Below are 23,736 nucleotides of genomic sequence, written 5' to 3'. Positions count from 1 at the left end.
CCTGGTCCGGTGCCTGACGACCTCCGAAGACTTTCACCACCGGGTTCTCGGGGGATCGGTAGGACGACGTATGTCGGCCACCCGCAACCATTAGTCGTGTAGTCGACGCGAGGAGTACGAGTCCGACCCCGAGGCCGTAGAACGGTGCGGGGCCCTGTGACTAGGCTGCGTCCCATGGCCAGCGAAGTGGACACCGCACCGCTCGTCGGCCGCACCGGCACCATGGCGACGCTGCGGTCGGCGCTCTACGACGACCTGCGGCCCGGGCAGACCGGGGCGGTGTTCCTCACCGGTGAGAGCGGAGTGGGCAAGACCCGCCTGCTGAGCGAGGTCGGTGACCAGCTGCGGCAGGCCGGAGCCCTGGTGCTGACCGGCGCCTGCCTGGACATCGGTGACGCCTCGCCGCTGCACCCGGTACGCCAGGCGTTGCGCCGGCTCGACGCCGAGCAGGGCGAGGCGCGTACCGCGTCGGCGATCCGCGGGCTGTTGCAGGTCTTCGACGAGGAGACGCCCGGCCCGGACGGCGCCGGGGCGCTGCTGGAGCGCGTCGCCCAGGGCCTGCACCTGGTGGCCGGCGGGCGGCCGCTGGTGCTCGTCCTCGACGATCTGCAGTGGGTCGACCGCAGCACCCGGCAGCTCCTGCTCTACCTGCTCGCCGGTCTGGGCGACCTGCAGCTCTCCGTGCTGGCCGCGATCCGGGCCGAGTCGCTGCGCGGCGCGCACCCGCTGCGCCGGGTCCTCACCGAACTGCGCCGGCTGCGCTCGGTGCAGGTGGTCGATCTGCTGCCGCTGGACCGGGCCGCCACCGACGAGCTGGCCGCCGCCGTGGTCGGGGCGCCGCTGCCGCCGGAGGCCGCCGACCAGCTCTGGCGGCGCAGCGGCGGCAACCCGTTCGTGGCCGAGGAGCTGGCCCGCGACCGGCGCGACGGCCGCGACGGCATCTCCGACACCGTGCGCGAGGTGTTCCTGGACCGGGTCGACGCGCTGCCGCAGCCCGCGCACGCCGTGGTGCACGCGGTGGCAGTGGGCGTCGAACCGGTCGAGCACTGGCTTCTGGCCCAGGTGGTCCGGCTGCCCGAGGAGGAGCTGCTCGACGCGGTCCGCGAGGCGGTGGCGCACCGCCTGCTGGTCGGCGCCGACGACGGCTACCGGCTGCGCCACCGGCTGGTCGCCGAGGTGCTGGCGAGCGAGCTGCTGCCGGCCGAGCGGGCCGCGCTGCACCGCCGCTTCGCCGAGGCGCTCACCGCCGCCCCGGGCGAGCTGCACCAGGCGCGGCTGGCCCACCACTGGCGGCACGCCGGTGAGCCGGCCCGGGCGCTGCCCGCCGCGATGGCCGCCGCCCGCGAGGCGGAGCGGCTGCACGGGTACGCCGAGGCGCACCGCCACTGGTCGGCCGCGCTGACGCTCGCCACCGAGCCGCCTGCGGTGCTGCCCGACGGCGGCCGGCCCGAGCCGGTCGAGGTGGACCGGGCCGAGCTGCTCAGCCACGCCGCCGAGGCCGCGCACCACAGCGGGGAACACGCCCGCGCCCTGACCCTGCTGGAGGAGCTGGCCGCCGAGGAGTCCGGGCCGCCGGTCTGCGCGCTGCACATCCGCCGCGCCCGCTACCTGGCCGCGGCGGGCCGGTCCGCGCCGGCCGAGGAGGAGTACCGGCGGGTGCTGGCCTCGCCCGACTGCACGCCGCACGAGCGCTGCACGGCCGCGGCCCGGCTGGCCGAGCTGCTGCTGCACCTGGGCCGCTACGCCGAGGCCGGTGAGCAGGCCCGGGAGGCGCTCGCGCTCGCCGCCGACGTGCCGGGCTCCACCTCCGAGGTGGTGATGGCCAGCGCCGCGCTCGGGTTCAGCGAGGCGTTCCTGGAGGATCCGGCCGCCGGGCTGGCGGTCATGCGCCGCGCTCTGGACACCGCCGAGCGCTCCGGCGGCCCGGAGGACGTGGCGTGCGCGTACCTGCACCTGGCCGACCTGATGACCGGGCCGCTGAACATCCTCGAGGAGGGTGTGGTGGTGGCCCGCCGTGGCGCCGAGCGGGTCGCCGAGCTGGGGCTGGGCCGCACCTGGGAGACCCGGCTGCTGGCGGTGGCGACGAACGGGCTGTTCCGGGTGGGGCAGTGGGCCGAGGCGGAGAAGGTCGTCGCCGCCGCGCTGCGGCACCGCCCCTCCGGCGCCGACGCGGTCGAGCTGCTGCTGGCCCGGTGCCGACTCTCCGTCGGGTACGGCGACGTCGAGGCGTCCGACCGTGACCTGGAGGCGGTCGCCACCATGCTGGCCGGCGGCGGCGCCCGGCACGTGCTGCCGATGCTCATCCTGCGCGCCGGCCTGTCCATGTGGCAGGGCCGGCACGACCTGGCCCGGCAGGCGGTGCAGCGGGGCCTGACCGAGAGCCGGTCCGACGACGTGATCGTGCTGGCCACGCTGGCCTGGCACGGGCTGCGCGCGGAGGCGGAGGCCGCGGCCGGCCGCACCATCGAGCCGGATCCGAACGCGGTACGCCGGCTGCGCGAGGCGGTCGACCGGGTGACCCGCAAGAGCGCCCGGGCGGGCGCGCCGGTGCGGTACGTCGCCGACGGGTTCCTGGCGCTCTGCGACGCCGAGCTGAGCCGGCTCGACGACGGCCGTGGCGACCCCGCGCTGTGGGAGCGTTCGGCGCTCGAGTGGGACCGGCGCAACCACCCCTATCCGGCGGCGTACTCCCGGTTGCGGCAGGCCGAGGCGCTGCTGGGACGGCGCAGCCGGGTGGCCACCGCGGGCAAGCTGCTGCGCCAGGCGTACGAGATGGCCCAGTCGCTCGGCGCGGCGCCGCTGACCGCGGAGATCCGTACCATCGCCTCGCGGGCCCGGGTGACCGTGGACGCCGCGCCCGGCCCCGCGCCGGTGCCCCGGCCACGGGCGGCGCCGGCCGGGCCCGCAGTGGACGAGCTGGCCACGCTCACCGCGCGGGAGCGGGAGGTGCTCGCGGCGGTCGCCGAGGGGCTGACCAACCGGGAGATCGGCCAGCGGCTGTTCATCAGTGAGCGGACCATCGGCGTCCACGTCTCGCACATCTTCGACAAGCTGCAGGTCCGTACGCGGGTGCAGGCCAGCGCGATCTTCCTGCGCAGCCGTCCGGGATAGACGTACGTCGGCAATACGTCGTTCTACCGATCCGGCGCGCGGGCGCCGGCTGGCACGCTGTGCGCCGGAGCGCCGGTGGCGTCGTGGGGGCGCCGACCATCGTGGAGGAGAAATGACCGAACCGGTCTGGGGTCCTGTGCACCAGGACATCGTCGGGTTGCTCGCCGATCACCCGGCCGACGTGCCGGCGGTCGTGGACCATCTCACCAAGCTGCAGGATCTGCTGGTCCGGCTCCCCCCGCTGGAGGAGAGCTGCCCGCTCGCCGACTTCAACAAGCTCTACCTGGTCATCACCAGCACCGTGCTCGACGGCCTGTACGACGACCGGTTCCGTGACCCGGCGTTCCTGGCCCGCCTGGACGTGGAGTTCGCGGCCCGGTACTTCGACGCGCTGCGGTTCTGGACCGACTCCAGCCCGAGCACGCCGAAGGCGTGGGCGTGCCTGTTCAAGCGGATGCGCGGCCCGGACGCCCGGCCGCTGCCCTCGGCCGCCGCGGGCGTCAACGCGCACATCAACTACGACCTGCCGTTCGCCCTGGTGACGACGTTCGACAGCCTGGACTCCGAGCCGATCGACGGCAGCGACCAGCACCGCGACTACCTGGAGATCAACAACATCTTCGCCGAGCGGATCCCGCAGCTGCGCCGGGGCTACCTGGACAGCTGGCAGCTCATGATCGACATGGTGAACGGTGACATCGACGACTGGTACCAGGGCGAACTGGTGGAGTACACCCGGAACGTGGCCTGGCGCAACGCGCAGAAGATCTGGCGCTGCCGCCACGACCCGGAGGCCCGCGAGTGTGAGCGGACGCGGCTGGACGACAACGCCGCGCTGCTCGGCCGGCTGCTGCTGTCACCCCTCGGGGCGTTCCTGCAGTAGCCGGGACGGGGGGTTCCCGCGTCCCGCCGTCCGGGCGCGGGACGCGGGAACGCCGCCGGCGGGTGTCGGCCCCGCCGGACCGGGTACGTCGCCGCCGTGCCGCGAGACGAACAGACCCGCCGTTTCCCGTTCCGCTTCGACCCGGTCTTCCGGCTGCCCCTGGCGCTGCTCGGGGTATGTCCCGCCACGGCCTGGGTCGACTGGGGCCCGGACGGTCTGCTCGTCCGGTTCGGCCCCTGGCTGCTGCGCACCACCAGGGACAACGTCACCGGCGCCGAGCTGAGCGGGCCGTACCGCTGGTGGCGGGCGATCGGCCCGCACCTGTCGCTGGCCGACGGCGGGGTGACCTTCGGCGCCGGCCTGGCCGCCGGGGTCTGCCTGCGGTTCGCCGAGCCGGTGCCGGCACTGGCGCCCGGTCCGCGGCTGCGGCACCCGGCGGTCACCGTCACCGTGGCCGACCCGGCCGCGCTGCGCGACGCGGTGACCGCCGCCGCAGCGGATCTTTGACCGGTTCGGCCGGGCCACGACCGGGACAACCCCTACCGTCTTTGCCAGGGGACGAAGGGGAACAGATGGGGCAGGCGGGGGACGCGGAACAGCCCAGGCGTACGCGGGAGCGGCGCCGGGAGGCGCACGCCGCCGCGGCCGCCCGGGCCGGCCGGCACGGCGACCACGCCGAGCGGTCCGGTCGTCCCGTGCCGGAGCTGCCGGAACGGGTGGCCGCCCCGGCCCGTCCGGCCCCGCCGCCCGGCCGGCTGCACCGGTGGCTGTTCGCCCACCGCGTCGAACCGGTCGGCCCGGAGGTACGGGAGCACCAGACCCGGTCGCACCCGTGGTGGCAGGTGATGTGCCTGACCGGCGTCGACTACTTCTCCACGCTGTCCTACCTGCCGGGCATCGCGGTCGTGGCGGCCGGCGCGCTCAGTCCGCTGGCCACCCTGCTGATCGTGGCGCTGACCCTGCTCGGGATGCTGCCGATGTACCGCCGCGTGGCCCGGGAGAGCCCGCACGGGCAGGGCTCGGTGGCGATGCTGGAGCGGCTGCTGCCGTTCTGGCGCGGCAAGGTCTTCGTGCTGGTGCTGCTGGGCTTCGTCGCCACCTCGTGGATCATCACGATCACGCTCTCCGCCGCCGACGCCAGCGTGCACCTGCTGGAGAACCCGGCCCTGCCCGCCGCGTTCCCGCACGGCCGGACAGCGGCGGTGCTGGTCACCGTGGCGCTGCTGCTCGTGCTCGGCGGCGTGTTCCTGCTCGGGTTCAGCGAGGCGGTGCAGGTGGCCATCCCGCTGGTGGCGGTGTTCCTGGCGCTGAACGCGGTGGTGGTGGTCGCCGGCGTGGCCGAGCTGGCCGCCGACCCGGCGCCGCTGGCCGACTGGACCGGCCGGCTGGCCGACGCCGGCGGACCCGGGGACGTCCTGGCCACCAGCGCGCTCGCGTTCCCGCTGCTGGTGCTCGGCCTGTCCGGCTTCGAGACCGGGGTGAGCATGATGCCGCTGGTGCGCGGCCGCGGCGCCGATCCGGAGCAGCGGCTGGCCGCCCGCATCCGCAACACCCGCCGGCTGCTCACCGCCGCCGCGCTGATCATGTCGGTCTACCTGATCGCCACCACGTTCGTGACCACCGTGCTGATCCCGCCCGAGGCGTTCGCGCCCGGCGGGCCGGCCAACGGCCGGGCGCTCGCGTTCCTCGCCCACGAGCGTCTCGGCCAGGCGTTCGGCACCGTCTACGACATCAGCAGCATCCTCATCCTCTGGTTCGCCGGCGCCTCGGCGATGGCCGGGCTGATCAACATCGTGCCGCGCTACCTGCCGTCGTACGGCATGGCGCCGGAGTGGGGCCGCGCGGTCCGCCCGGTGGTGCTGGTCTACACCGCGATCAGCGTCGCCATCACCATCGCGTTCGCCGCCGACGTCAACGCCCAGGCCGGCGCGTACGCCACCGGCATCCTGGCGATGATGGTCTCCGGCGCGATAGCGGTGACCATCGCGGCGCTGCGGGCCGGCAGCCGCGCGGCCGGCGCCGGGTTCGCGCTGCTCACCGCCGTGCTGCTGTACGCGCTGGCGGAGAACGTGGTGGCCAAGCCGGACGGCATCACCATCTCCGGGTTCTTCATCGCCGGGATCGTCGCGGTGTCGCTGATCTCCCGCGTCACCCGGACCACCGAGCTGCGCGCCGAGCGGATCGAGTTCGACGAGGCGGCCCGCCGGTTCGTCGACGAGTCGGTGGCCCGGGACGGGCGGCTGCACCTGATCGCCAACAAGCGGCAGCGCGGGTCGGTCAAGGAGTACCGGGTCAAGGAGCGGGCGCAACGGTCGATGAACCCGGTGCCCGGCGCCGCCGACGTGCTCTTCCTGGAGATCGACGTGAGCGACCCGTCGCAGTTCAGCCAGGTGCTGCGGGTGCACGGGGTGGAGGCCGGCGGCTACCGGATCCTGCGTGCCAGCAGCCCGGCCGCGCCGAACGCGATAGCCGCGATCCTGCTGGCGCTGCGCGACGCCACCGGGGTACGCCCGCACTGCCACTTCGAGTGGTCGGAGGGGAACCCGATCGCGCACCTGCTGCGCTACCTCATCCTCGGCCGGGGCGACACGCCGCCGGTGGTACGGGAGATCATCCGCAAGTCCGAGCCGGATCCCACCCGCCGTCCCGGCATCCACGTCGGCGGCTGACCCGCCGGCTACGACCCGAGGGCGCGTACCCGGGCCAGCAGGTCGCGGGCGCAGAAGTCGAGGAAGCCGTCCGGGTCCGGGCCGGCGTTCTGCAGCACGATGTGGTCGAAGCCGGCCTCGACGTACGCGCGCGCCTTCTCCACGTGCGGCCCGGCGTCCGGGCCGACGGAGAACTGGCTGCGGATGTGGTGGTCCTCGACCCAGGTGGTGGCGGCGTCGAAGTTCACCGGGTTCGGCAGCTCGCTCATCACCTTCCAGCCGGTGACCGCCCAGCGGCTGGTCTCCTTCGCCGCGCGTACCGCCGACTCCTCGTCGGCGGCCCAGGCCATCGGCACCTCGGCGTAGCGGGGGCCCCGGCCGCCGGCGTTGCGGTACTGGTCGACGATGGACGCCTTCGGCTCGGTGGCGAACAGGCCGGTGCCCAGCTCGGCGGCCAGCCCGGCGGACTCCCGGCCGCTGGCCGCCACGGCGATCACCGGTAGATCGTCGGGCAGGTCCCAGACCCGCGCGTCCTCCAGCTTCAGGTGCCGCCCCTCGTAGGACCGGTAGCCGCCCTGCCAGAGCAACCGGATGATCTCCAGCGCCTCGCGCAGCCGCTCGTGCCGCCCCCGTACGCTGGGGAACCCCTGCCCGACGACGTGCTCGTTGAGCCGCTCGCCGGCGCCCACGCCGAGCGTGAACCGCCCGTCGGAGATCAGCGCCATGGTCGCCGCGGCCTGCGCGACGATCGCCGGGTGGTAGCGGACGGTGGGGCAGGTGACGCCGGTGGCGAGGCCGAGCGTGCTGGTACGGGCGGCGATCGCGCCGAGCGCGCTCCACGTGAAGCAGGAATGCCCCTGCGACTCCAGCCAGGGGTGGTAGTGGTCGCTCATCTCGACGAAGTCGAAGCCGACCTCCTCGGCCCGGATCGCCTGCCGGATGAGTTCCCGGGGCCCGAACGCCTCCGAGGCGAGCTTGTAGCCGATCCGCATGCCCGGTTCTCCGTTTCCGTCGTCGGCGAACCGCTGCCGTTCCCGCCCCTCCGCCGGGCAAACCCCGACCAAACCCAGCCTCCTAGGACGCCTTAGGGGTGGTGGCGTGCCGCGCCCCGGGCACGGAACGGCCCGCGCTCGCCGGGCGGGCGCGGGCCGGGAGGTGATCTACTTCGAGGGCTCGGGCAGCTTGCAGTCCACCTTCGGGTTGGCGCCGATGTAGTTCAGCGGGCCGGCCACGATGGTGACCAGGATCGTGCCCGCCTCCGCGCAGTTCGTCTCGTCGTTGCCGTAGTAGCCGCGCTGACCGGCGGCGATGGCACCGATGATGAGCCAGATGACGACCAGGACGCCGAATATCGAGGTGCCGCGCATCAGTTGCCTCCACTGGGGTTGTGGTGGATTCGAGGTGGAGGCCATGTACCCCGGGCGGGTGATCCGCCAAACGGCGCGCTGGTGCCCGGCGCGGCCGATTCCGATTACCGGCGGCGCCCGCTCAGTGCGGCGGCATCGGCTCCTCCGGCGGGCGGCCCCGGCTGCGGTGGTAGTCGGCGGACGCCACCCCGGCCAGCACCAGCATCGCCCCGGCCGAGGCGTAGACCGGCGCGAGGAACAACCCGGCCGGCGCGATCGTGAGCAGCGCCAGCACCCCGCCCGGCCGGGACGACGACACCCGGCTGAACACCTCGTACTCGAAGGCGGCCCGCCCGGTCAGGAACAGCGCCGGCCCGCCGAGGATCACCGCCAGCCAGGCCGGTGGCGTGTGCCCGGTCGGCTCCAGCAGCACCAGGTCGAAGCCCGCCGCGGTGGTCACCACGCCCGCCACCATCATCAGATGGGTGTACGGCGCGGTGTTGAGGAACCGGCTCGGCTGGGCGGCCCGGGCGATGGCGTGCGGCAGCAGCTCACCGGACTTGTGCACGTAGATGCGCCAGAGCAGCAGCGTGGTGGCGAACGCAACGGTGAAGGCGGCCAGGTTCTCCACCTCGGAGTGGTGCAGGCTGAACACGGTGCCGGCGACCAGCACGGCGTCGCCGAGCGCGATGATGAAGAACTGTTGGTACCGCTCGGACAGGTGCTCGGCGGTCACGTTGCGCTGGGAGTCCGGCACCGCGCCCAGGACCGGCACCGGGTACGCCAGCCGGAATCCGAGGTAGTCGATGGCCAGGGCGCCGAACCAGAGCAAAAGCCGTGCGGTGCCGTGCGCGGCCAGCGCGCCGACCAGCCAGGGCACCGCCGACACGGCGAACCAGACGAAGATGCGCAGGGCCCGCTGGTTGCTCTGCGGGTGCCGCCGTACGGCGGGCATGAGGAACAGGCCGCGTCCGAGATGGATCGCCACGTACGTGCCGGCGAACACCAGCCCTCGGGAGCTGAACGCCTCCGGGATGGCGGTGGTCATCAGCAGCGCGCCGAACATCACCGCCACGATCAACAGCTTGATCTCGGTGCGCTGCGGATCGTAGATGTCGGTGACCAGCGTGGTGATCGCCCAGGTCCACCAGATCGCCATCAGCATGACCAGGGACTCGGCGGCCCGCTCCCAGGACACCGACCCGACCAGGTGCCGTGAGATCAACGCGAGCGCGGCCACGTAGACCAGGTCGAAGAAGAGTTCGAGCAGCGTCACCCGGCGCGGCGCCTCCGGATCGCGGACCGGCGGTCGCCGGCCGGGCTCCGGCGCTGCGGTGGGCACGACATGCTCCTGCGGGTGGCGGTTCGCGCGGCGGGCCGTGAGGGCCCCTCACCGACCGTAGCGATGCCTGTCCGCAAGCGGTCAGTTTTCCGACATACCGGTCCGGGTGGGGGTTGATGGTCGCGCGGTGATGTCACCACTTCGGGGTTCTGGTGGGGCGGGAAACGCGCCGGGCCGGTGGCGACGATCGTCACCACCGGCCCGGAACACGGAGGAGCGTCTACTCGGCACCGGCCGGGAGCACCCGATCGGCCTCAGCGCCGGCACCCGCCAGCACCTTCGCCTGCTGCGGCCAGGTGGCCAGACCCGGCGCGGAGCGCAGGCCGGCGGCCTTCACCGTCTGCCGCAGTGCAGCCTCGTCCAGCTCGGCGAGCTGCCGGTAGGTGCGGATCCCGGCGTCCTGCAGGGCGGCGGCCAGCTTCGGCCCGATGCCCTGGATTCGCCGGAAGTCGTCCGACGCGTCGGTGTCCGCCGCGGCCGGGACATTCTCGACCGAAGTACGCGGCGCGGGCACGGCGACCGGCTCGATGGCCTCGACCGGCGCGGCCTCGGTGGCCGGCGCGTCGACGGCCGTGCCGACCGCGGGCTGCTTCTCCGTGGCGGGCTCGTCCTCGGCGAGGGTTGCCGAAGCCGCCACCGGCTCGGCGTCAACGGTGGCCGGAACCGTCACCGAGTCGGAGTCAACGACGGCCGGAGCCGGCTCGGCGTCGGCCACGGGCGCGGCAACCGGCTCGGCGTCGGCCGAGGGCGACACCGGCTCGGCACCGACGGGCTCGGACTCGACCCGCTCGGAGGCAACGGGTGCGGAAGCGACGGGCTCGGAAGCGACGGGCTCGGCGGTGGCCGGCTCAGACCCGACCGGCTCGGCGGTAACGGGCTCGGTGGCTGGCTCAGACCCGACCGGGTCGGAGGCGGCGGGGGAGGACTCGGCCGGCTCGTCGGCGGTGGGGGCGGCGGTGGCTACGGCCGGTTCGGCGGTCGCGGACTCGGTGGGGGCGGGCTCGGTCACGGTGGCGGTCGCCGGCGGCTCGTCGACCACGGCGACCGGACGCGGCTCGTCGACGGTGGCGGTCACCGCGGGGGCGCCCTCCACCGTGGGCGTCGCCGGGGCGCCGGGCCGGCGGCCGAAGAGCACCCAGCCGGCGACCAGTCCGATGAGCAGGGCCAGGATCACGAACAGCCACTGCCCGAAGCTCGACGGCATGGCCAACCTCCTTCTATGTACGTGCACGACGGTGGCGAAAGACTCGGGGCAGCTTCGCACACGCGCGCCGACGACGACAGGCAGGCTGGTGCCGGGCCGCGACTGCGGGACGGGTGGTGTCCGCCGGTGGCCGGCGAGTGACCGAGCGTGCGTCGGGAATCGAATGGTGCACGGCCGGGAGGCGCCCCGGAACCTGGGTGCCGTGCGTGGTTCCGGGGCGCCCCGTCCGTCGCCCGTGTCCGGTCAGCGGATCCGGTCGGGCGCAGGGGTGCCGGCGGCGGTCCAGCTGTAGAAGCAGCCGGCCACCGCGTCCCGGGGCGAGTCCCAGGTCGGCAGGTACGGCGAGGTGTGCGCGGACAGCCGCTTGTTCACCTGCTCGTAGAGCGGGTGGTCGCGTAGTTCCGCGGTCAGGTCGGGCGCCACGTCGACGGTCTCCATCAGATGGACGCACAGGTCGTGCAGGTAGTACAGGGACCGGTGCCGCACGCCGGTGAGGTGGGGCAGTTCCGTCGCGTCGGACTCGGCGAAGATCTGCGCCACCCGTCCCTGTGCGCCCGGCACGATCCGGCTGACCACCAACAGTCGACTCATCGTGTGACCCCCTCTGCCGCGCGGTGCTGGGCTCACCGTGCCGGTCGCGCTGTCACCTCGCCGTCACCGCGTACCCCGGGGGATTGATGGCGGTGCCGCCTTGGCGGCCCGGTCCGTGCGGCGCGGCGGCGGCGGTTCCGGGCGGCTGGCCCGCCGGATCGGCGCGAGCGTGTCGTCCAGCAGCGCGGTCATGGCCGGGGACGGTTCCAGGCGCAGTTCGCGCAGGAGCAGGTCACGGTAGACGTAGAAGGAGTGGACCGCCTCGAACGCGTTGCCCTCGGCCAGGTGGATGCGGACCACCAGGCGGTGCGGGGTCTCCCGCAGCGGTTCGGCGGCCATCGCCTCCAGCGCGGCCTCGAGCGCCTCGCCGTGCCGGCCGGCGGTGAGGTGGTTGCCGGCGAGTTCCTCCAGCATGTGCAGGCGCAGCTGGCGCAGCCGTTCGCGTTCCAGCAGCACCCAGTCGTCGTACCAGCCGGGGAGCAGGTCGTGGCGTCCGGCGCCGGCCGCGCCGCGGGGGACTGCGCCTTCGCGTACCCGGGTGGCCGTCTCCACCAGGTCGTCCACGTCGAGGCGGACGGTCGGTCCGAGGCGGACGGTGTCGCCGTCGGTGCGCAGCGGGCAGCACGGGTCCTGCCGAAGCCGCCACAGCGCGGTCCGCAGCGACGACAGCGCGCGCTCCTCGGGGGTCTCGGGCCAGAGCAGACCGGCGAGGTGGCTGCGGGTGGCGGCCGGGCGCAGGCCGATCAGGGCGATGACGCGCTGCAGCCCCCGGGGTACGACCACCGGAGTGTCCTCGTGCAGCAACTGGAAACCGCCGAGCAGGTGCAGTGCCACCCGTGGGGCGGGTTCGCCCGCCGTCGGCATCCTCGATCCACCCGACACGGCGCACCCCCCAGCACCGGAACCCTCGTCCCGACCGTCGTCTCCCGGCCCGTCGCCCGCGACGCCGGTGTCGGAACGCCTCCACCACGGTCCGGAACCTCCACCGTGGCCGGGCTGACCGAGACGGAGAATATCAATGCCTGTTACTCTCAGTCAACGGTCGGTCGGCCACCTGACCGTCCGGCGCGGACCCGTAACACGCCTGTGATCTGCGAAAAAGTGTCGCCGCCCGGAATCCGGAAGGTGATCTTCCCATAGCTCACGCACAGCTCCCGTCAACGCAGCGTCACCATGTTTGTGGCGCGATGGGGTGCGGTTGACGCCCGGTAGACGGCCCTGGCGGCACCGTGTGGCAATCCGTGCGGCGCGACCGGTTCGCCGCGCACCGGGACGTACGCAGGGAGGCCGCGAATGGACCGTTCGCTCATCGTCGCCAAGGTGGTGCCCACGGCCGAGGACCGGGTGGCCGAGATCTTCGCCGAGTCCGACGCGACCGAGCTGCCCGGCCTGGTCGGTGTCCGGCACCGCTCGCTGTACCGGCTGCACGACCTCTACGTCCATCTGCTGGAGACGGAGACGCCGGCGCAGGGCGCGGTGGAGGACAACCGGGGGCATCCCGAGTTCGTCCGGATCAGCGAGCGGCTGCGGCCGTACATCTCGCCGTACCTGCCGACGTGGCGCTCACCCCGCGACGCGATGGCGCACTGCTTCTACCGGTACGACGCCCCGGCCCACCTGCACGACGCCGCCGGGCGGCCACTGTGACCACCACCGCGCCGCGCGACGAGCAGCTGTGGTCCCGGTGCGACGGCTGCGCGTCGCTGCTCTACCGCAAGCGGCTGCGCCGTAACCTCGACGTCTGCCCGGAGTGCGGCTCGCACGCCCGGCTCGACGCGCCGGACCGGGTGGCGCAGCTCGCCGACCCGGACTCGTTCACGCCGCTGCCGGACCGGGCGGTACGCGTCGACCCGATCGAGTTCGTCGACGCGCTGCCGTACCCGCATCGGCTCGGCGCGGCCCGCGCGGCGACCGGCCTGGACGAGGCGGTGCTCTGCGGCACCGCCCGGGTGGGCGGGCACCCGGTGGCGCTGGCGGTGATGGACTTCCGTTTCCTCGGCGGCAGCCTCGGCTGCGCGGTCGGTGAGCTGATCACCCGGACCGCCGAGCGGGCCCTGGCCGACGACGTCCCGCTGGTGCTGGTGACCGCGTCCGGCGGCGCGCGGATGCAGGAGGGCGCGCTGTCGCTGATGCAGATGGCCACCGTCAGCCAGGCCCTCGCGGGGATGCGCGAGGCGGGTCTGCTGACGGTCAGCGTGGTCACCGATCCCACGTACGGCGGGGTGGCCGCCTCCTTCGCCACAAACACCGACCTGGTGCTCGCCGAGAGCGGCGCCCGGCTGGGCTTCGCCGGCCCCCGGGTGATCCGCCAGGTCACCGGCGCCACGCTGCCGGAGGGCTTCCAGACCGCCGAGTACCTGCTGCGCCACGGCCAGGTGGACATGGTGGTGCCCCGGCACGCGCTGCGCGGCCGGCTCGCCGCGCTGCTCGCCGCCGCCCACTCCGGCCGCCGCGCGCCGGCAGGTGCGCCCGCGCCGCGCCCGGCGCCGGCCGTGAGCACCGTGGCCGCCGCGCCGGACCGCGACCCGTGGGAGACGGTACGCACGGCGCGGCACCCGGGCCGCCCGACCACACTGGACTATCTGGAGACCGCGTTCGACGGGTTCGTGGAGCTGCACGGGGACCGGCTCGGCGCGGACTGCCCGGCCGTCGTCGGCGGCATCGCCCGTCTCGACGGCCGGCCGGTGATGGTGATCGGCCACCAGAAGGGGCACACCACCGCCGAGCTGGTCACCCGCAACTTCGGCATGGCGAGCCCGGCCGGTCACCGCAAGGCGCTGCGGTTGATGCGTCTCGCGGCGCGGCTGCGGCTGCCGGTGGTGACGCTGGTGGACACGCCCGGCGCGGATCCGGGGGTGACCGCCGAGCAGCAGGGCCAGGCGGCGGCGATCGCGGAGAACATCCTCGCGCTCACCGTGCTGCCCACGCCGGTGGTGGCGGTGGTCACCGGCGAGGGCGGCAGCGGCGGCGCGCTCGCGCTCGCGGTCGCCGACCGGGTGCTCATGCTGGAACACGCGGTCTACTCGGTGATCAGCCCCGAGGGCTGCGCCGCGATCCTCTGGCCGGACAGCTCGGCGGCGCCGCAGGCGGCCCGCGCGTTACGGCTCACCGGCACCGACCTGTGTCACCTCGGCGTGGTCGACGAGCTGGTGCCGGAGCCGCGGCCGGCCGCGCACGCCGACCCGGCCGGCGCGGCCGAGCTGCTGCGCCGGGCGGTCGCGGCGAACCTCGCCCCGTTGCTCACCGTGCCTCCCGCCACGCTGGTCCGCCGACGGCGTCAGCGGTTCCGCCGCTTCGGGGCGGCCCGCTCGGCCACCGCCGGTCCTGCCGCGACGGCGCGCGCCGCCGAGCGGCCGGAGGTGGCGTGATGGCCGACGTGGAGTCCGAGCAGGTGCTCGACGGGCTGCGCCGGCAGGCCCGCAAGCTCGTCGCGGACCTGGCCGGGCCGGTACGCCGGGTGCGGCTGCGCAGCGGCGAGTCGGTGCTGGAGGTCGAGTGGCACGACCCGGCGGCGCCGGCGCCGCGCGCCGGGACCGAACCGGTGGGCGCGCGCATCGAGGAGCCCGCCCGGCAGACGGCGCCGCCGGTCGACCGGCCGGCCGTGCGCTCGCCGGTGGTGGGCACGTTCTACCGGGCTCCCGAGCCCGGGGCGATGCCGTTCGTCGCGGTCGGCGACGTGGTCCGCCCGGGCCAGGTGGTCGGCATCGTCGAGGCCATGAAGCTGATGAACGAGGTGACCGCCGGCCAGGCCGGACGGGTGGTCGAGGTGCTTGTCGACGACGGCAAGCCCGTCGAGTACGACCAGCCGCTGATCGCCCTGGAACCGGTCACCGGACAGGACGGCTGATGTTCGACAAGGTGCTGATCGCCAACCGGGGCGAGATCGCGCTGCGGGTGCTGCGCGCCTGCCGGGAGCTGGGTGTGCGCACCGTGGTGGTGCACTCCAGCGCCGACGCCGACTCGCTGCCGGTGCGGCTGGCCGACGAGGCGGTCCGGATCGGCCCGGCGGCCAGCCGGCGCAGCTACCTCAACGCGGCGGCGATCGTGGAGGCGGCCCGGCAGACCGGCGCGCAGGCGGTCCACCCAGGGTACGGCTTCCTGTCCGAGGACGCCGACTTCGCCGAGATCTGCGCGGAGAACGGGTTGGTCTTCGTCGGCCCGCCGCCGCAGGTGATGGCCGCGCTCGCGGACAAGTCGACGGCGCGGGCGCTGATGAGCGCCGCCGGGCTGCCGCTGCCGCCGGGCAGCGTCCGGACGCTGGCGACGGCCGCCGAGGCCCAGGAGGTGGCCGCCGACGTGGGCTACCCGGTGATCGTGAAGGCCGCTGCGGGCGGGGGCGGGCGCGGCATGACTGTGGTGCGCTCGGCCGCGGAGCTGCCCCGCGCGTACGCCCGCACCCGCGCCGCCGCGCAGGTCGCGTTCGGCGACGACCGGGTGTACGTCGAGCGGTACCTCGCCGACGCCCGCCACGTCGAGGTTCAGGTGCTCTGCGACGGCCAGGGCAACGGCGTGCACCTGGGCACCCGGGACTGCTCGGTGCAGCGCCGGCACCAGAAGCTGATCGAGGAGGCGCCCGCGCCCGCGCTGCGGCAGGCCACCCTGGACACCGTCGCCGAGGTGGCGCTGCGCGGCGCGCTGTCGGTCGGCTTCACCGGCGCCGGCACCGTGGAGTTCCTGGTGGACGAGGCGGAACGCTGCCACTTCCTGGAGATCAACTGCCGGATCCAGGTGGAACACCCGGTCACCGAGATGGTCACCGGCGTGGACCTGGTGCAGGAGCAGCTGCACATCGCGTACGGCACCCCGCTGCGCCTGCGTCAGTCCGACGTCCGGCTGACCGGCGTGGCGATCGAGTGCCGGGTCAACGTGGAGGACCCGGACCGCGACTTCGCGCCCGCGCCCGGCCGGCTGGACCGGTTCCGGCCGCCCGGCGGCCCGTTCACCCGGGTCGACACCCACGGGCACACCGGCTACCTGGTCAGCCCGCACTACGACTCGCTGCTGGCGAAGGTGGCGGTCTGGGCGCCGGACCGGGACGCCGCGCTGGACCGGCTCGACCGGGCGCTGGCCGAGTTCGACGTGGCCGGTCCGGGTGTGCGTACCACGATTCCGTTCGCCCGGCGGGTGCTGCGCGACCCGGCGTTCCGGGCCGCCCGGCACACCACCGCCCTGGTGGAACGCCTGCTCACCCCGCCCGCCGTGGCCACCGACGGGCCCGTCGGAAGCGCCGACAGCGCCCCGGCCGGCGAGCGGGCCGACGGCGCCCACGCCGTCGTACCGCGGCTGCGGTCGGCGGTGCCCGACCCGCGCGCCGAGGCCGACCCGGCCGGCCGTACCCCCGTTCGCGCCGTGCCCGCCGCCGGCCCGACCACCTGGAGGAACCGATGACAGTCGCCCCCGACCGCCCGCTCGCCCGCGAGATCACCGACATCCTGGTCACGCACTGCGGCCTGGACCCGGACGCCGCCGCCAGCACGCCCGCCGCGAGCCTGGAGGAGCTGGGCATGGACTCGCTGGCGCTGCTCGAACTGTCCGCGGTGGTGGCCGACCGGTGGCGGGTGAAGATCCCGGAACAGGCCGGGCAGCTCAGCATCGCCGGCGTCGCCGACCTGGTCGCCCGCAAGGCCGATCCGCCCGGGCACACCGAGAACGCGGTGGAGATCGACGCGCCGCTGCCGCTGGTCTGGGAGATCACCAACGACGTGGCCCGGTGGCCCGAGCTGTTCACCGAGTACGCGGTCGCCGAGATCCTGCACCGCGACGGCGACACCGTGCGCTTCCGGCTCACCATGCACCCCGACGAGAACGGCGTGGCGTGGAGCTGGGTCAGCGAACGTACCGCCGACCCGGCCACCCGCGAGGTGCACGCCCGGCGCGTCGAGACCGGGCCGTTCGAGTACATGCGCATCCACTGGCGGTACGAGGAGATCCCCGGCGGCACCCGGATGACGTGGACGCAGGACTTCGCGATGAAGCCGACCGCACCGGTCGACAACGCCGGCATGACCAACCGGATCAACACCAACAGCGCGATCCAGCTCGCCGTGATCAAGGAGAAGATCGAGCGGGCGTATGCGGGAGGCACCCGATGACCGACACCACCACCGCCCGGGTCTCCGTCCACGACGTGCCGGCCGACCGCCGCCGCGGCGGGGAGCTGCGGGTGCTGCTCGGCCCGAAGACGGTCGGCAGCACCTCCGGATTCATGGGCGTGGCCACGCTCGCGCCGGGGGAGCGGATCGCCGAGCACTACCACCCGTACAGCGAGGAGTTCCTCTACGTCGCCCGCGGCGCGATCACCGTGGACCTGGACGACGTGCCGGTGCCGGTCGCCGCCGGGGAGGCGCTCTACGTACCGAAGGACGTGCGGCACCGGCTGCGCAACACCGGCGACGAGCCCGCCGAGGTGGTGTTCCACCTCGGACCGCTCGCCCCGCGCCCGGAACTCGGCCACGTCGACACCGAGAGCGCGGCCCCGCCGCCACGGGAGCCGTCGTGACCGGCCGGCGCACCGTGGTCACCGGCGTCGGCGTCGTCGCGCCCGGCGGCGCCACCCGGGACCGGTTCTGGAAGACGATCACCGAGGGCCGCACCGCGACCCGGCGGATCAGCTTCTTCGACCCGTCGCCGTTCCGGTCGCAGATCGCCGCCGAGTGCGACTTCGACCCGGACGCCGCCGGGATCACGCTCGCCGAACGGCAGCGCGCCGACCGGTACGTGCAGTTCGCGCTCGCCTGCTCCGCCGAGGCGCTCGCGGACAGCGGACTCGTCCTCACCGACGCGGAGCGCGAACGCGCCGGGGTGGTGCTCGGCACCGCCGTCGGCGGGACCATGGCGCTGGAGCAGGAGTACGTGCGGGTCAGCGACTCCGGCCGGCATTGGCTGGTCGACCACGCGCTCGGCGGGCCGTACCTCTATCAGGCGCTGGTGCCCAGCAGCCTGGCCGCCGACGTGGCGTGCCGGCACGGCCTGCACGGCCCCGCGCAGGTCGTCTCCACCGGCTGCACCTCCGGCATCGACGCGATCGGGTACGCCCACCAGCTCGTCGCCGACGGCGAGGCCGACGTGGTGCTGGCCGGGGCGGCCGACTCGCCGATCTCCCCGGTCACCGTCGCCTCGTTCGACGCGATCGGCGCGACCAGCCCGGACAACGACGACCCGGAGCACGCCTCCCGGCCGTTCGACGCCGACCGGCACGGGTTCGTCCTCGCCGAGGGCGCCGCCGTGCTGGTGCTGGAGGAGGCCGAGCACGCCCGCCGCCGGGGCGCGCACGTGTACTGCGAGGTCGCCGGGTACGCCAGCCGCAGCAACGGCTTCCACATGACCGGGCTGCGCCCGGACGGCGCGGAGATGGCGGTGGCGATCAGCGACGCGCTGCGGCAGGCCCGGCTCGCCCCGTCGGCCGTGTCGTACGTCAGCGCGCACGGCTCCGGCACCCGGCAGAACGACAGGCACGAGACGGCGGCGTTCAAACGGGCGCTGGGGGAGACCGCGTACCGGGTGCCGATCAGCTCGATCAAGTCGATGGTCGGCCACTCGCTCGGCGCCATCGGCTCGATCGAGATGGCCGCCTGCGCGCTGGCCATCGAGTACGGCGTGGTCCCGCCCACGGCGAACTGGACCACCCGCGACCCGGAGTGCGACCTGGACTACGTGCCGAACGAGGCGCGGGAGGTGCCGGTGGACGTGGCGCTGTCGGTGGGCAGCGGGTTCGGCGGCTTCCAGTCCGCGATGGTGTTCCGCCGGCTGGCGGCGGTGCCGACATGACCGCGCGGGCCGTGGTGACGGGCATCGGTGTGGTCGCGCCCAGCGGGATCGGCGCCGAGGCGCACTGGAACACGGTGCTGGCCGGCACCCGGCGCATCGGGCCGATCACGCTGTTCGACCCGGAGCGCTACCCGACCCGGGTGGCCGGGGAGGTGTCCGACTTCGACCCGGCCGGGTTCAGCGACACCCGGCAGCGGGTGCAGACCGACAGGTGGACCCACCTCGGCTTCGCCGCCACCAAGCTGGCGCTGGCCGACGCCGGGCTGCCCGAGGTGTCGCCCGACCCGTACCAGTGGGCGGTCACGCTCGCCAGTTCCTCCGGCGGCAACCTGTTCGGCCAGCGGGAGCTGCAGCGGCTGTGGGGCGGGCCGACCCGCACCGTCGGGGCGTACCAGTCGATCGCCTGGTTCTACGCGGCCAGTGTGGGCCAGCTGTCGATCCGCCACCAGTTCAAGGGGCCGTCCGGGGTGACCGTGTCCGAGTCGGCCGGCGGGCTGGACAGCCTCGCGCACGCGGTGCGCACCGTCCGCCGGGGCACGCCGGTGGTGATCGCCGGGGCCACCGAGTGTCCGCTGAGCCCGTACGCGCTCGCCTGCCAGCTGCGCTCCGGCCTGCTCAGCGACGTGTCCGACCCGCAGGCCGCGTACCGGCCGTTCGACGTCGCGGCCAGCGGCTACGTGCCGGCCGAGGGCGGCGCGGTCTTCGTGGTCGAGGAGCTGGGACACGCGCTGGCGCGGGGCGCGCGCGTCTACGGGGAGATCACCGGCTGGGCCGCCACCCACGACGCCGCGCCCACCGACCCGGCCACCGGCCCCGACCCGGCGCACTACGCCCGGGCGCTGCGGCTGGCGCTGGAACGCGCCGGGGTACGCCCGCACGACGTGGACGTGGTCTGGCCGGACGCGCTCGGGGTGCCCGCGTACGACCGGGCCGAGGCGACCGCGTTGCGTGCCGTCTTCGGCGACCGGACCCCGCCGGTGACCACCCAGAAGCCGCTGACCGGCCGGGCGCACCAGGGTGGGTCCGCGCTGGACGCGGCCACCGCGCTGCTGGCGTTCCGCCGCGGGATGCTGCCCGCCTCGGCCGGCCCGGACGAGCCCGCGCCCGGCTGCGAGCTGACGTTCCTGCGGCAGCCCCGCCCGCCGCGCAGCCGGATCGCGCTGGTCGGCGCGCGCGGCTTCGACGGGTTCAACAGCGCGCTGGTGCTGCGCGGCGCCGCGCCCCCACCGGCGGGCGAGCGCTGAGCGGGGCCACCCGGGAGCGTCGTCGCCCGCCGTCCGCGCGGGAGCCCGCGCGCACAGCATCCGGCGGCCGGCGGACTACCTTGCCGGCGTGGCCCCGATCCTGCCTGTCCGATCGAGCCTGAGCAATCCACCCAGCCGCTGTTTTGGATCTAGCCATTTGCATCTGGCGATGCAGAAGAGGGTCGTCGTAGGGTTCCGCCATACCCCGAACGACGTACCCGCTGGGCGGATCCGCCCAGTTCCTCATTGGAACGGTGGCTGGTCGTGACTGCACATCCCGTGGCGGAAGATCCTGCCTCGACGACGGTGGACTGGGTGGACGACATCCTGTTCACCGGCCGCGACACCGACGTCTGCCTGCGCCTGCCCGAACCGGTGGACAAGGGCACGCTGCGCCGGCTCGTCGGCGAGGCGCAGGACCGCCTCGCCGAGGCCGGGCTGCGCGCCGGAGGCGCCGCCGCGCTGCGTCTGCCGCCCTCGCTGGCGTACGTGGCGCACCTGCTCGCCACCTGGCGTACCGGCGCCCAGGCGGTGCTGCTGGACCACCGGCTCACCGACCACGAGGTCGACCAGGCACTGCGCCGGCTCAGCCCGCAGGTGGTGGTCGCCCCGGTGCGCTCCGGCGGCGGCGCGCTGCGGATCTTCGTCGACGTCACCGCCGGGGTGAGCGCGTACTCCGACCGCCCGGCGGGCAGCCCGCACGCGGTGATCCAGCTCAGCTCCGGCTCCACCGGGCCGTCCAAGGTGATCGGCCGCACCGCCGCCGACCTGGTCGGCGAGGTGCGCCGCTACACCCGCATCGACGGCGTCGCGCTGCCCGGCGAGCGGATCATCCTGCTGCCCAGCATGGTGCACGTGCTCGGCCTGGTCGGCGGCCTGCTCTACGGGCTGCACGCGGGCGTCGAGCTGTGCCCGCCGGAGCGGCTCAGCGGCGACGCGATCCTCGCCGCCGTGGCCGCCCAGGACACCCCGGCCACTGTGCTCGGCGTGCCGTTCCACATCGGGCTGCTCGCCTCCACCACACCGGCCGGGCCGCTGCCGCAGCTCAAACGCATGACCACCGGCGGCGAGCTGGTGAGCGCCGCCGTGGCCAATGCCTTCACCGACCGCTACGGCGTGCCGCTGGGCAACATGTACGGGATGACCGAGGTCGGCGTCATCGGCACCGACCTGTACGGGCGGCACCGCCCCGCCATCGCGCCCGCCCCCGGCATCGAGGTGCGCGAGCGTGACGGCGAGCTGTGGGTCAGCTGCCCCGCCAACCCGTACGTCGGACTGGCCGACCCGACCCGGTGGGCCGACGGCTGGCTGCACACCCGCGACGCCGGGGTGGTCGACCCGGACACCGGCCTGGTCACCATCAAGGGCCGGCTGGACTCGCAGGTGTCGGTGGGCGGCCTGAAGGTCGACCTGACCGAGGTGGAGGCCACAGTGGCCGGGCTGCCCGGCGTCGTCGCCGCGGTGGTGGTCTGGGACGACGGCATCACCGCGTACGTCCAGGCCGACGGCTCGCTGACCGAGGAGACGCTGGACAAGCTCATCGCCGAGCGGCTGGCCGGCTTCAAGCGTCCCCGCACGCTGCGGCTGCTCGACCAGATGCCCCGCACCACCACCGGAAAGCTGGTCCGGTCGGTCCCGGCGCTGCGGGACGCGGCGTCGTGACCGGACCGCTGTACGAGCCGCGCAATCGCCGGACTCCCGCCGGACGTCCGATCCACCCCGATTCCCGACCCGCCCCGGCCGAGCGGCGCGCCACCCGCGCGTCCGAGCCGGCCGGTCCACACGCACACGGTGTCCCGACCGGGCACCGTCAGCCGGTACACGGAGAAGAGGTCTGAACCCATGCGAGACCAGGTCCGCACTTTCGTCGTCGAACAGCTCGCCGACATGAACTACGACGTGGACGAGCTCGACGACGACACCACGCTCGGCCCCTCCGGCGTCGACCTGGAGTCGCTGGCCCTGGCCGACCTCGCGGTCCGCGTCGAGGACCGGTACGGCGTGAAGTTCGCCGACGACGAGTCGGAGAAGCTGGCGCTGATGACGGTCGGCGAGTTCACCACGATGGTCGCCGACCGGGTGGCCGCGAACAGCGACAAGTCCTGATGTCCGGTCAGCCCGACCTGGGGCGAGCTGACCTGGTGAGCATGCTCGCCGAACTGACCGCGAAACCCGCCGACCAGGTGCCGGACCGGCTCGGCTCGATGGAGCTGGCCTGGCTGGTGCACATGGTCGAGCAGCGCCACGACCGCCGGCTGGACCTGAGCGACGACGAACTCGCCGGCATCCGCACCGTCGACGACGCGCTCGCGGTGTTCCGCGGCGCGCTGACCGCTCCCGCAGATGGCTGAGCGGGAAACCGTACGGATCACCGGCACGTACGCGCTCAGCGCCCTCGGCAGGGGCGCGGACGCGCTGCTGGCCGGGGTGCTCACCGGCGCCCCGGCGTTCGGACCGGTGCGCCGTTTCGACACCACCGGCCGCCGGGTCACCGTGGCGGCCACAGCGCCGGACGTCGGCACGCTCGCCGACGAGCTGGCCGACGCGATCGACGCCGCCGCCGGGGCCGCCGGGCTGGACCGGGCCGGGCGCGCCGGGTCGGCGCTGTTCCTGGCCACCCACGGCGGGCCGCACTCGCTGCCCGTACCGCAGGGGCGGGACGCGCCGACGGTGCCGGCGCTGGCCGGTCACCTGGCCGCGCGGTGCGGACTCGGCGGGCGGACCCGGATCTACACCACCGCCTGCGTGTCGGCGAGCAGCGCGGTCGCCGACGCCGCCGCGCTGATCCGCCGGGGTGACCTGGAGCGGGTCGTGGTCGCGGCCGGTTACCTGGTCGAACCGGACCAGTACGCGCTGTTCGACGCCGGGCGGGCGCTCGCCGCCGACGGCGCGGTACGCCCGTTCAGCGCCGGCCGCAAGGGACTGCTGCTGGGCGACGGGGTGGCCGCCGTGGTGCTGGAGTCGGCGAGTGCCGCCGCCCGGCGGGGCGCCGAGACGGTGGCGACGGTGGCCGGGTGGGGGCGGGCAGGGGACGCCTACCACGCGTGCCAGCCGCACCCGGAGGGGCTGGGGCTGGCCCGGGCGGTCGAGGCGGCGCTGCGCCGCGGCGGGCTGCCCCCGGACGCGGTCGGTTACGTCAACGCCAACGCCACCGGCACCCCGTTCAGCGACGCCTCCGAGGCGGCGGCGCTGACCCGGGTGTTCGGCGACGACGCCGGGCGGCTGCCGGTCAGCTCCACCAAGTCGGTGCACGGGCACGCGCTGGAGGCGTCCGGGCTGCTGGAACTGCTGGTCACCGTGCTGGCCCTGCGGCACGGCAAGCTGCCGGTCACCGCCGGCTGGCTCGGCCCGGACCCGCAGTGCCCGCTGGACGTCATCCGCGACGCCCCCCGCCCCGCGCGCACCGCACACGCCCTGACCCTCAACGCCGCCTTCGGCGGCGCCAATACCGCACTCCTGGTGAGCACCTCATGACCGCCTCCACCCCCAGCCCTCCGCGATCTTGCACTTCCGGCCCCGGCGAAACGGGCACAACGCCCGCCGAGAGGGCGCCAACCGCAAGATCGCGCAGCCAAGGGGAGGCGCGGTGGCCCGAGGACG

Annotated in this window: 22 protein-coding genes; 16 read left to right on the top strand and 6 right to left on the bottom strand. The window is 74.5% G+C overall.

Going from position 1 to position 23,736, the window contains the following annotated elements:
- The first annotated feature begins 174 nt into the window (after positions 1-174).
- The 4 genes from J3R08_RS18090 (at position 175) to J3R08_RS18075 (ending at position 6,663) form a co-directional block, all read left to right on the top strand.
- The gene (locus J3R08_RS18090) at positions 175-3,111 is read left to right on the top strand and encodes a LuxR family transcriptional regulator (protein WP_209962145.1); all 2,937 of its coding nucleotides are present in this window, start codon (positions 175-177) and stop codon (positions 3,109-3,111) included.
- 112 nt (positions 3,112-3,223) lie between these two features.
- Entirely contained in the window at positions 3,224-3,994 is a 771-nt protein-coding gene (locus J3R08_RS18085; RefSeq protein WP_209962143.1) for a DUF5995 family protein, read from the top strand.
- A 96-nt stretch (positions 3,995-4,090) separates the two neighbouring features.
- Positions 4,091-4,501 carry a hypothetical protein gene (locus J3R08_RS18080; RefSeq protein ID WP_209962142.1) on the top strand — a complete coding sequence of 137 codons (411 nt, stop codon included), beginning with the start codon at positions 4,091-4,093 and terminating at the stop codon, positions 4,499-4,501.
- Between the two features lie 65 nt (positions 4,502-4,566).
- Complete coding sequence (locus tag J3R08_RS18075; protein WP_209962140.1) at positions 4,567-6,663, top strand: amino acid transporter; 2,097 nt, start codon at positions 4,567-4,569, stop codon at positions 6,661-6,663.
- Between the two features lie 8 nt (positions 6,664-6,671).
- On the opposite strand, the gene J3R08_RS18070 is transcribed toward J3R08_RS18075, so the two are convergent.
- The 6 genes from J3R08_RS18070 to J3R08_RS18045 all read right to left on the bottom strand — a co-directional run bounded on the left by J3R08_RS18070 (position 6,672) and on the right by J3R08_RS18045 (position 11,989).
- Positions 6,672-7,634, bottom strand: coding sequence for a TIGR03557 family F420-dependent LLM class oxidoreductase (locus J3R08_RS18070; protein WP_209962137.1), 963 nt, complete (start codon positions 7,632-7,634; stop codon positions 6,672-6,674).
- Positions 7,635-7,802: 168 nt separating this feature from the next.
- The gene (locus J3R08_RS18065; RefSeq protein ID WP_030504423.1) at positions 7,803-8,009 is read right to left on the bottom strand and encodes a hypothetical protein; all 207 of its coding nucleotides are present in this window, start codon (positions 8,007-8,009) and stop codon (positions 7,803-7,805) included.
- A 121-nt stretch (positions 8,010-8,130) separates the two neighbouring features.
- Positions 8,131-9,330, bottom strand: a complete 1,200-nt coding sequence (locus J3R08_RS18060) for a low temperature requirement protein A (RefSeq protein ID WP_113972846.1) — start codon at positions 9,328-9,330, stop codon at positions 8,131-8,133.
- 220 nt (positions 9,331-9,550) lie between these two features.
- Positions 9,551-10,534 carry a helix-hairpin-helix domain-containing protein gene (locus tag J3R08_RS18055; protein ID WP_209962135.1) on the bottom strand — a complete coding sequence of 328 codons (984 nt, stop codon included), beginning with the start codon at positions 10,532-10,534 and terminating at the stop codon, positions 9,551-9,553.
- A gap of 243 nt (positions 10,535-10,777) precedes the next feature.
- On the bottom strand, positions 10,778-11,125 hold the full coding sequence (locus tag J3R08_RS18050) for a TcmI family type II polyketide cyclase (RefSeq protein ID WP_030504426.1): 348 nt from the start codon (positions 11,123-11,125) through the stop codon (positions 10,778-10,780).
- A 63-nt stretch (positions 11,126-11,188) separates the two neighbouring features.
- Entirely contained in the window at positions 11,189-11,989 is an 801-nt protein-coding gene (locus J3R08_RS18045) for a BTAD domain-containing putative transcriptional regulator (protein WP_104115211.1), read from the bottom strand.
- A gap of 429 nt (positions 11,990-12,418) precedes the next feature.
- Between J3R08_RS18045 and J3R08_RS18040 the strand changes: the two genes are divergently transcribed.
- From J3R08_RS18040 to J3R08_RS17985, 12 genes are all read left to right on the top strand, one after another.
- On the top strand, positions 12,419-12,772 hold the full coding sequence (locus J3R08_RS18040; protein WP_209962133.1) for a TcmI family type II polyketide cyclase: 354 nt from the start codon (positions 12,419-12,421) through the stop codon (positions 12,770-12,772).
- On the top strand, positions 12,769-14,493 hold the full coding sequence (locus J3R08_RS18035) for an acetyl-CoA carboxylase carboxyltransferase subunit alpha (protein ID WP_140946471.1): 1,725 nt from the start codon (positions 12,769-12,771) through the stop codon (positions 14,491-14,493). Before J3R08_RS18040 ends, J3R08_RS18035 begins: the two co-directional genes overlap by 4 nt.
- Positions 14,493-14,972 carry an acetyl-CoA carboxylase biotin carboxyl carrier protein gene (gene accB, locus J3R08_RS18030; RefSeq protein WP_043323610.1) on the top strand — a complete coding sequence of 160 codons (480 nt, stop codon included), beginning with the start codon at positions 14,493-14,495 and terminating at the stop codon, positions 14,970-14,972. Before J3R08_RS18035 ends, accB begins: the two co-directional genes overlap by 1 nt.
- Entirely contained in the window at positions 14,972-16,513 is a 1,542-nt protein-coding gene (locus J3R08_RS18025; protein ID WP_209962131.1) for an acetyl/propionyl/methylcrotonyl-CoA carboxylase subunit alpha, read from the top strand. Before accB ends, J3R08_RS18025 begins: the two co-directional genes overlap by 1 nt.
- The gene (locus tag J3R08_RS18020) at positions 16,510-17,217 is read left to right on the top strand and encodes an SRPBCC family protein (RefSeq protein WP_113972840.1); all 708 of its coding nucleotides are present in this window, start codon (positions 16,510-16,512) and stop codon (positions 17,215-17,217) included. Before J3R08_RS18025 ends, J3R08_RS18020 begins: the two co-directional genes overlap by 4 nt.
- Positions 17,214-17,624 carry a cupin domain-containing protein gene (locus tag J3R08_RS18015; RefSeq protein ID WP_018784080.1) on the top strand — a complete coding sequence of 137 codons (411 nt, stop codon included), beginning with the start codon at positions 17,214-17,216 and terminating at the stop codon, positions 17,622-17,624. The genes J3R08_RS18020 and J3R08_RS18015 overlap by 4 nt, the downstream gene beginning before the upstream one ends.
- Positions 17,621-18,892 (top strand): beta-ketoacyl synthase, encoded by a 1,272-nt coding sequence (locus tag J3R08_RS18010; RefSeq protein WP_064445763.1) that lies wholly within the window; start codon positions 17,621-17,623, stop codon positions 18,890-18,892. Before J3R08_RS18015 ends, J3R08_RS18010 begins: the two co-directional genes overlap by 4 nt.
- A complete protein-coding gene (locus tag J3R08_RS18005) occupies positions 18,889-20,136 on the top strand; it encodes a beta-ketoacyl synthase N-terminal-like domain-containing protein (RefSeq protein ID WP_209962129.1) in 1,248 nt (415 codons plus the stop codon). The genes J3R08_RS18010 and J3R08_RS18005 overlap by 4 nt, the downstream gene beginning before the upstream one ends.
- Before the next feature lie 264 nt (positions 20,137-20,400).
- A complete protein-coding gene (locus J3R08_RS18000) occupies positions 20,401-21,798 on the top strand; it encodes a class I adenylate-forming enzyme family protein (protein ID WP_064446474.1) in 1,398 nt (465 codons plus the stop codon).
- Positions 21,799-21,978: 180 nt separating this feature from the next.
- The gene (locus J3R08_RS17995; RefSeq protein WP_043323623.1) at positions 21,979-22,242 is read left to right on the top strand and encodes an acyl carrier protein; all 264 of its coding nucleotides are present in this window, start codon (positions 21,979-21,981) and stop codon (positions 22,240-22,242) included.
- Positions 22,242-22,487, top strand: a complete 246-nt coding sequence (locus J3R08_RS17990) for a hypothetical protein (RefSeq protein ID WP_043323626.1) — start codon at positions 22,242-22,244, stop codon at positions 22,485-22,487. The genes J3R08_RS17995 and J3R08_RS17990 overlap by 1 nt, the downstream gene beginning before the upstream one ends.
- The gene (locus tag J3R08_RS17985) at positions 22,480-23,610 is read left to right on the top strand and encodes a beta-ketoacyl synthase (protein ID WP_209962127.1); all 1,131 of its coding nucleotides are present in this window, start codon (positions 22,480-22,482) and stop codon (positions 23,608-23,610) included. Before J3R08_RS17990 ends, J3R08_RS17985 begins: the two co-directional genes overlap by 8 nt.
- Positions 23,611-23,736 lie beyond the last annotated feature (126 nt).

It is taken from the genome of Micromonospora sp. HB375, from assembly GCF_017872985.1.
GTDB classification, from domain to species: Bacteria; Actinomycetota; Actinomycetes; order Mycobacteriales; family Micromonosporaceae; genus Micromonospora; species Micromonospora chalcea.
The sequence above is the reverse complement of the archived record's forward strand: the minus strand, read 5'-3'. Positions and strand labels throughout refer to the sequence as shown.

What these genes read in the sequence shown, in the direction of transcription:
- J3R08_RS18090 (WP_209962145.1), top strand. Translation starts at nt 175, where the DNA reads ATGGCCAGCGAAGTGGACACCGCACCGCTCGTCGGCCGCACCGGCACC.
- J3R08_RS18085 (WP_209962143.1), top strand. Translation starts at nt 3,224, where the DNA reads ATGACCGAACCGGTCTGGGGTCCTGTGCACCAGGACATCGTCGGGTTG.
- J3R08_RS18075 (WP_209962140.1), top strand. Translation starts at nt 4,567, where the DNA reads ATGGGGCAGGCGGGGGACGCGGAACAGCCCAGGCGTACGCGGGAGCGG.
- J3R08_RS18070 (WP_209962137.1), bottom strand. Translation starts at nt 7,634, where the DNA reads ATGCGGATCGGCTACAAGCTCGCCTCGGAGGCGTTCGGGCCCCGGGAA.
- J3R08_RS18065 (WP_030504423.1), bottom strand. Translation starts at nt 8,009, where the DNA reads ATGCGCGGCACCTCGATATTCGGCGTCCTGGTCGTCATCTGGCTCATC.
- J3R08_RS18055 (WP_209962135.1), bottom strand. Translation starts at nt 10,534, where the DNA reads ATGCCGTCGAGCTTCGGGCAGTGGCTGTTCGTGATCCTGGCCCTGCTC.
- J3R08_RS18050 (WP_030504426.1), bottom strand. Translation starts at nt 11,125, where the DNA reads ATGAGTCGACTGTTGGTGGTCAGCCGGATCGTGCCGGGCGCACAGGGA.
- J3R08_RS18045 (WP_104115211.1), bottom strand. Translation starts at nt 11,989, where the DNA reads ATGCCGACGGCGGGCGAACCCGCCCCACGGGTGGCACTGCACCTGCTC.
- J3R08_RS18040 (WP_209962133.1), top strand. Translation starts at nt 12,419, where the DNA reads ATGGACCGTTCGCTCATCGTCGCCAAGGTGGTGCCCACGGCCGAGGAC.
- accB (WP_043323610.1), top strand. Translation starts at nt 14,493, where the DNA reads ATGGCCGACGTGGAGTCCGAGCAGGTGCTCGACGGGCTGCGCCGGCAG.
- J3R08_RS18025 (WP_209962131.1), top strand. Translation starts at nt 14,972, where the DNA reads ATGTTCGACAAGGTGCTGATCGCCAACCGGGGCGAGATCGCGCTGCGG.
- J3R08_RS18020 (WP_113972840.1), top strand. Translation starts at nt 16,510, where the DNA reads ATGACAGTCGCCCCCGACCGCCCGCTCGCCCGCGAGATCACCGACATC.
- J3R08_RS18015 (WP_018784080.1), top strand. Translation starts at nt 17,214, where the DNA reads ATGACCGACACCACCACCGCCCGGGTCTCCGTCCACGACGTGCCGGCC.
- J3R08_RS18005 (WP_209962129.1), top strand. Translation starts at nt 18,889, where the DNA reads ATGACCGCGCGGGCCGTGGTGACGGGCATCGGTGTGGTCGCGCCCAGC.
- J3R08_RS17995 (WP_043323623.1), top strand. Translation starts at nt 21,979, where the DNA reads ATGCGAGACCAGGTCCGCACTTTCGTCGTCGAACAGCTCGCCGACATG.
- J3R08_RS17990 (WP_043323626.1), top strand. Translation starts at nt 22,242, where the DNA reads ATGTCCGGTCAGCCCGACCTGGGGCGAGCTGACCTGGTGAGCATGCTC.
- J3R08_RS17985 (WP_209962127.1), top strand. Translation starts at nt 22,480, where the DNA reads ATGGCTGAGCGGGAAACCGTACGGATCACCGGCACGTACGCGCTCAGC.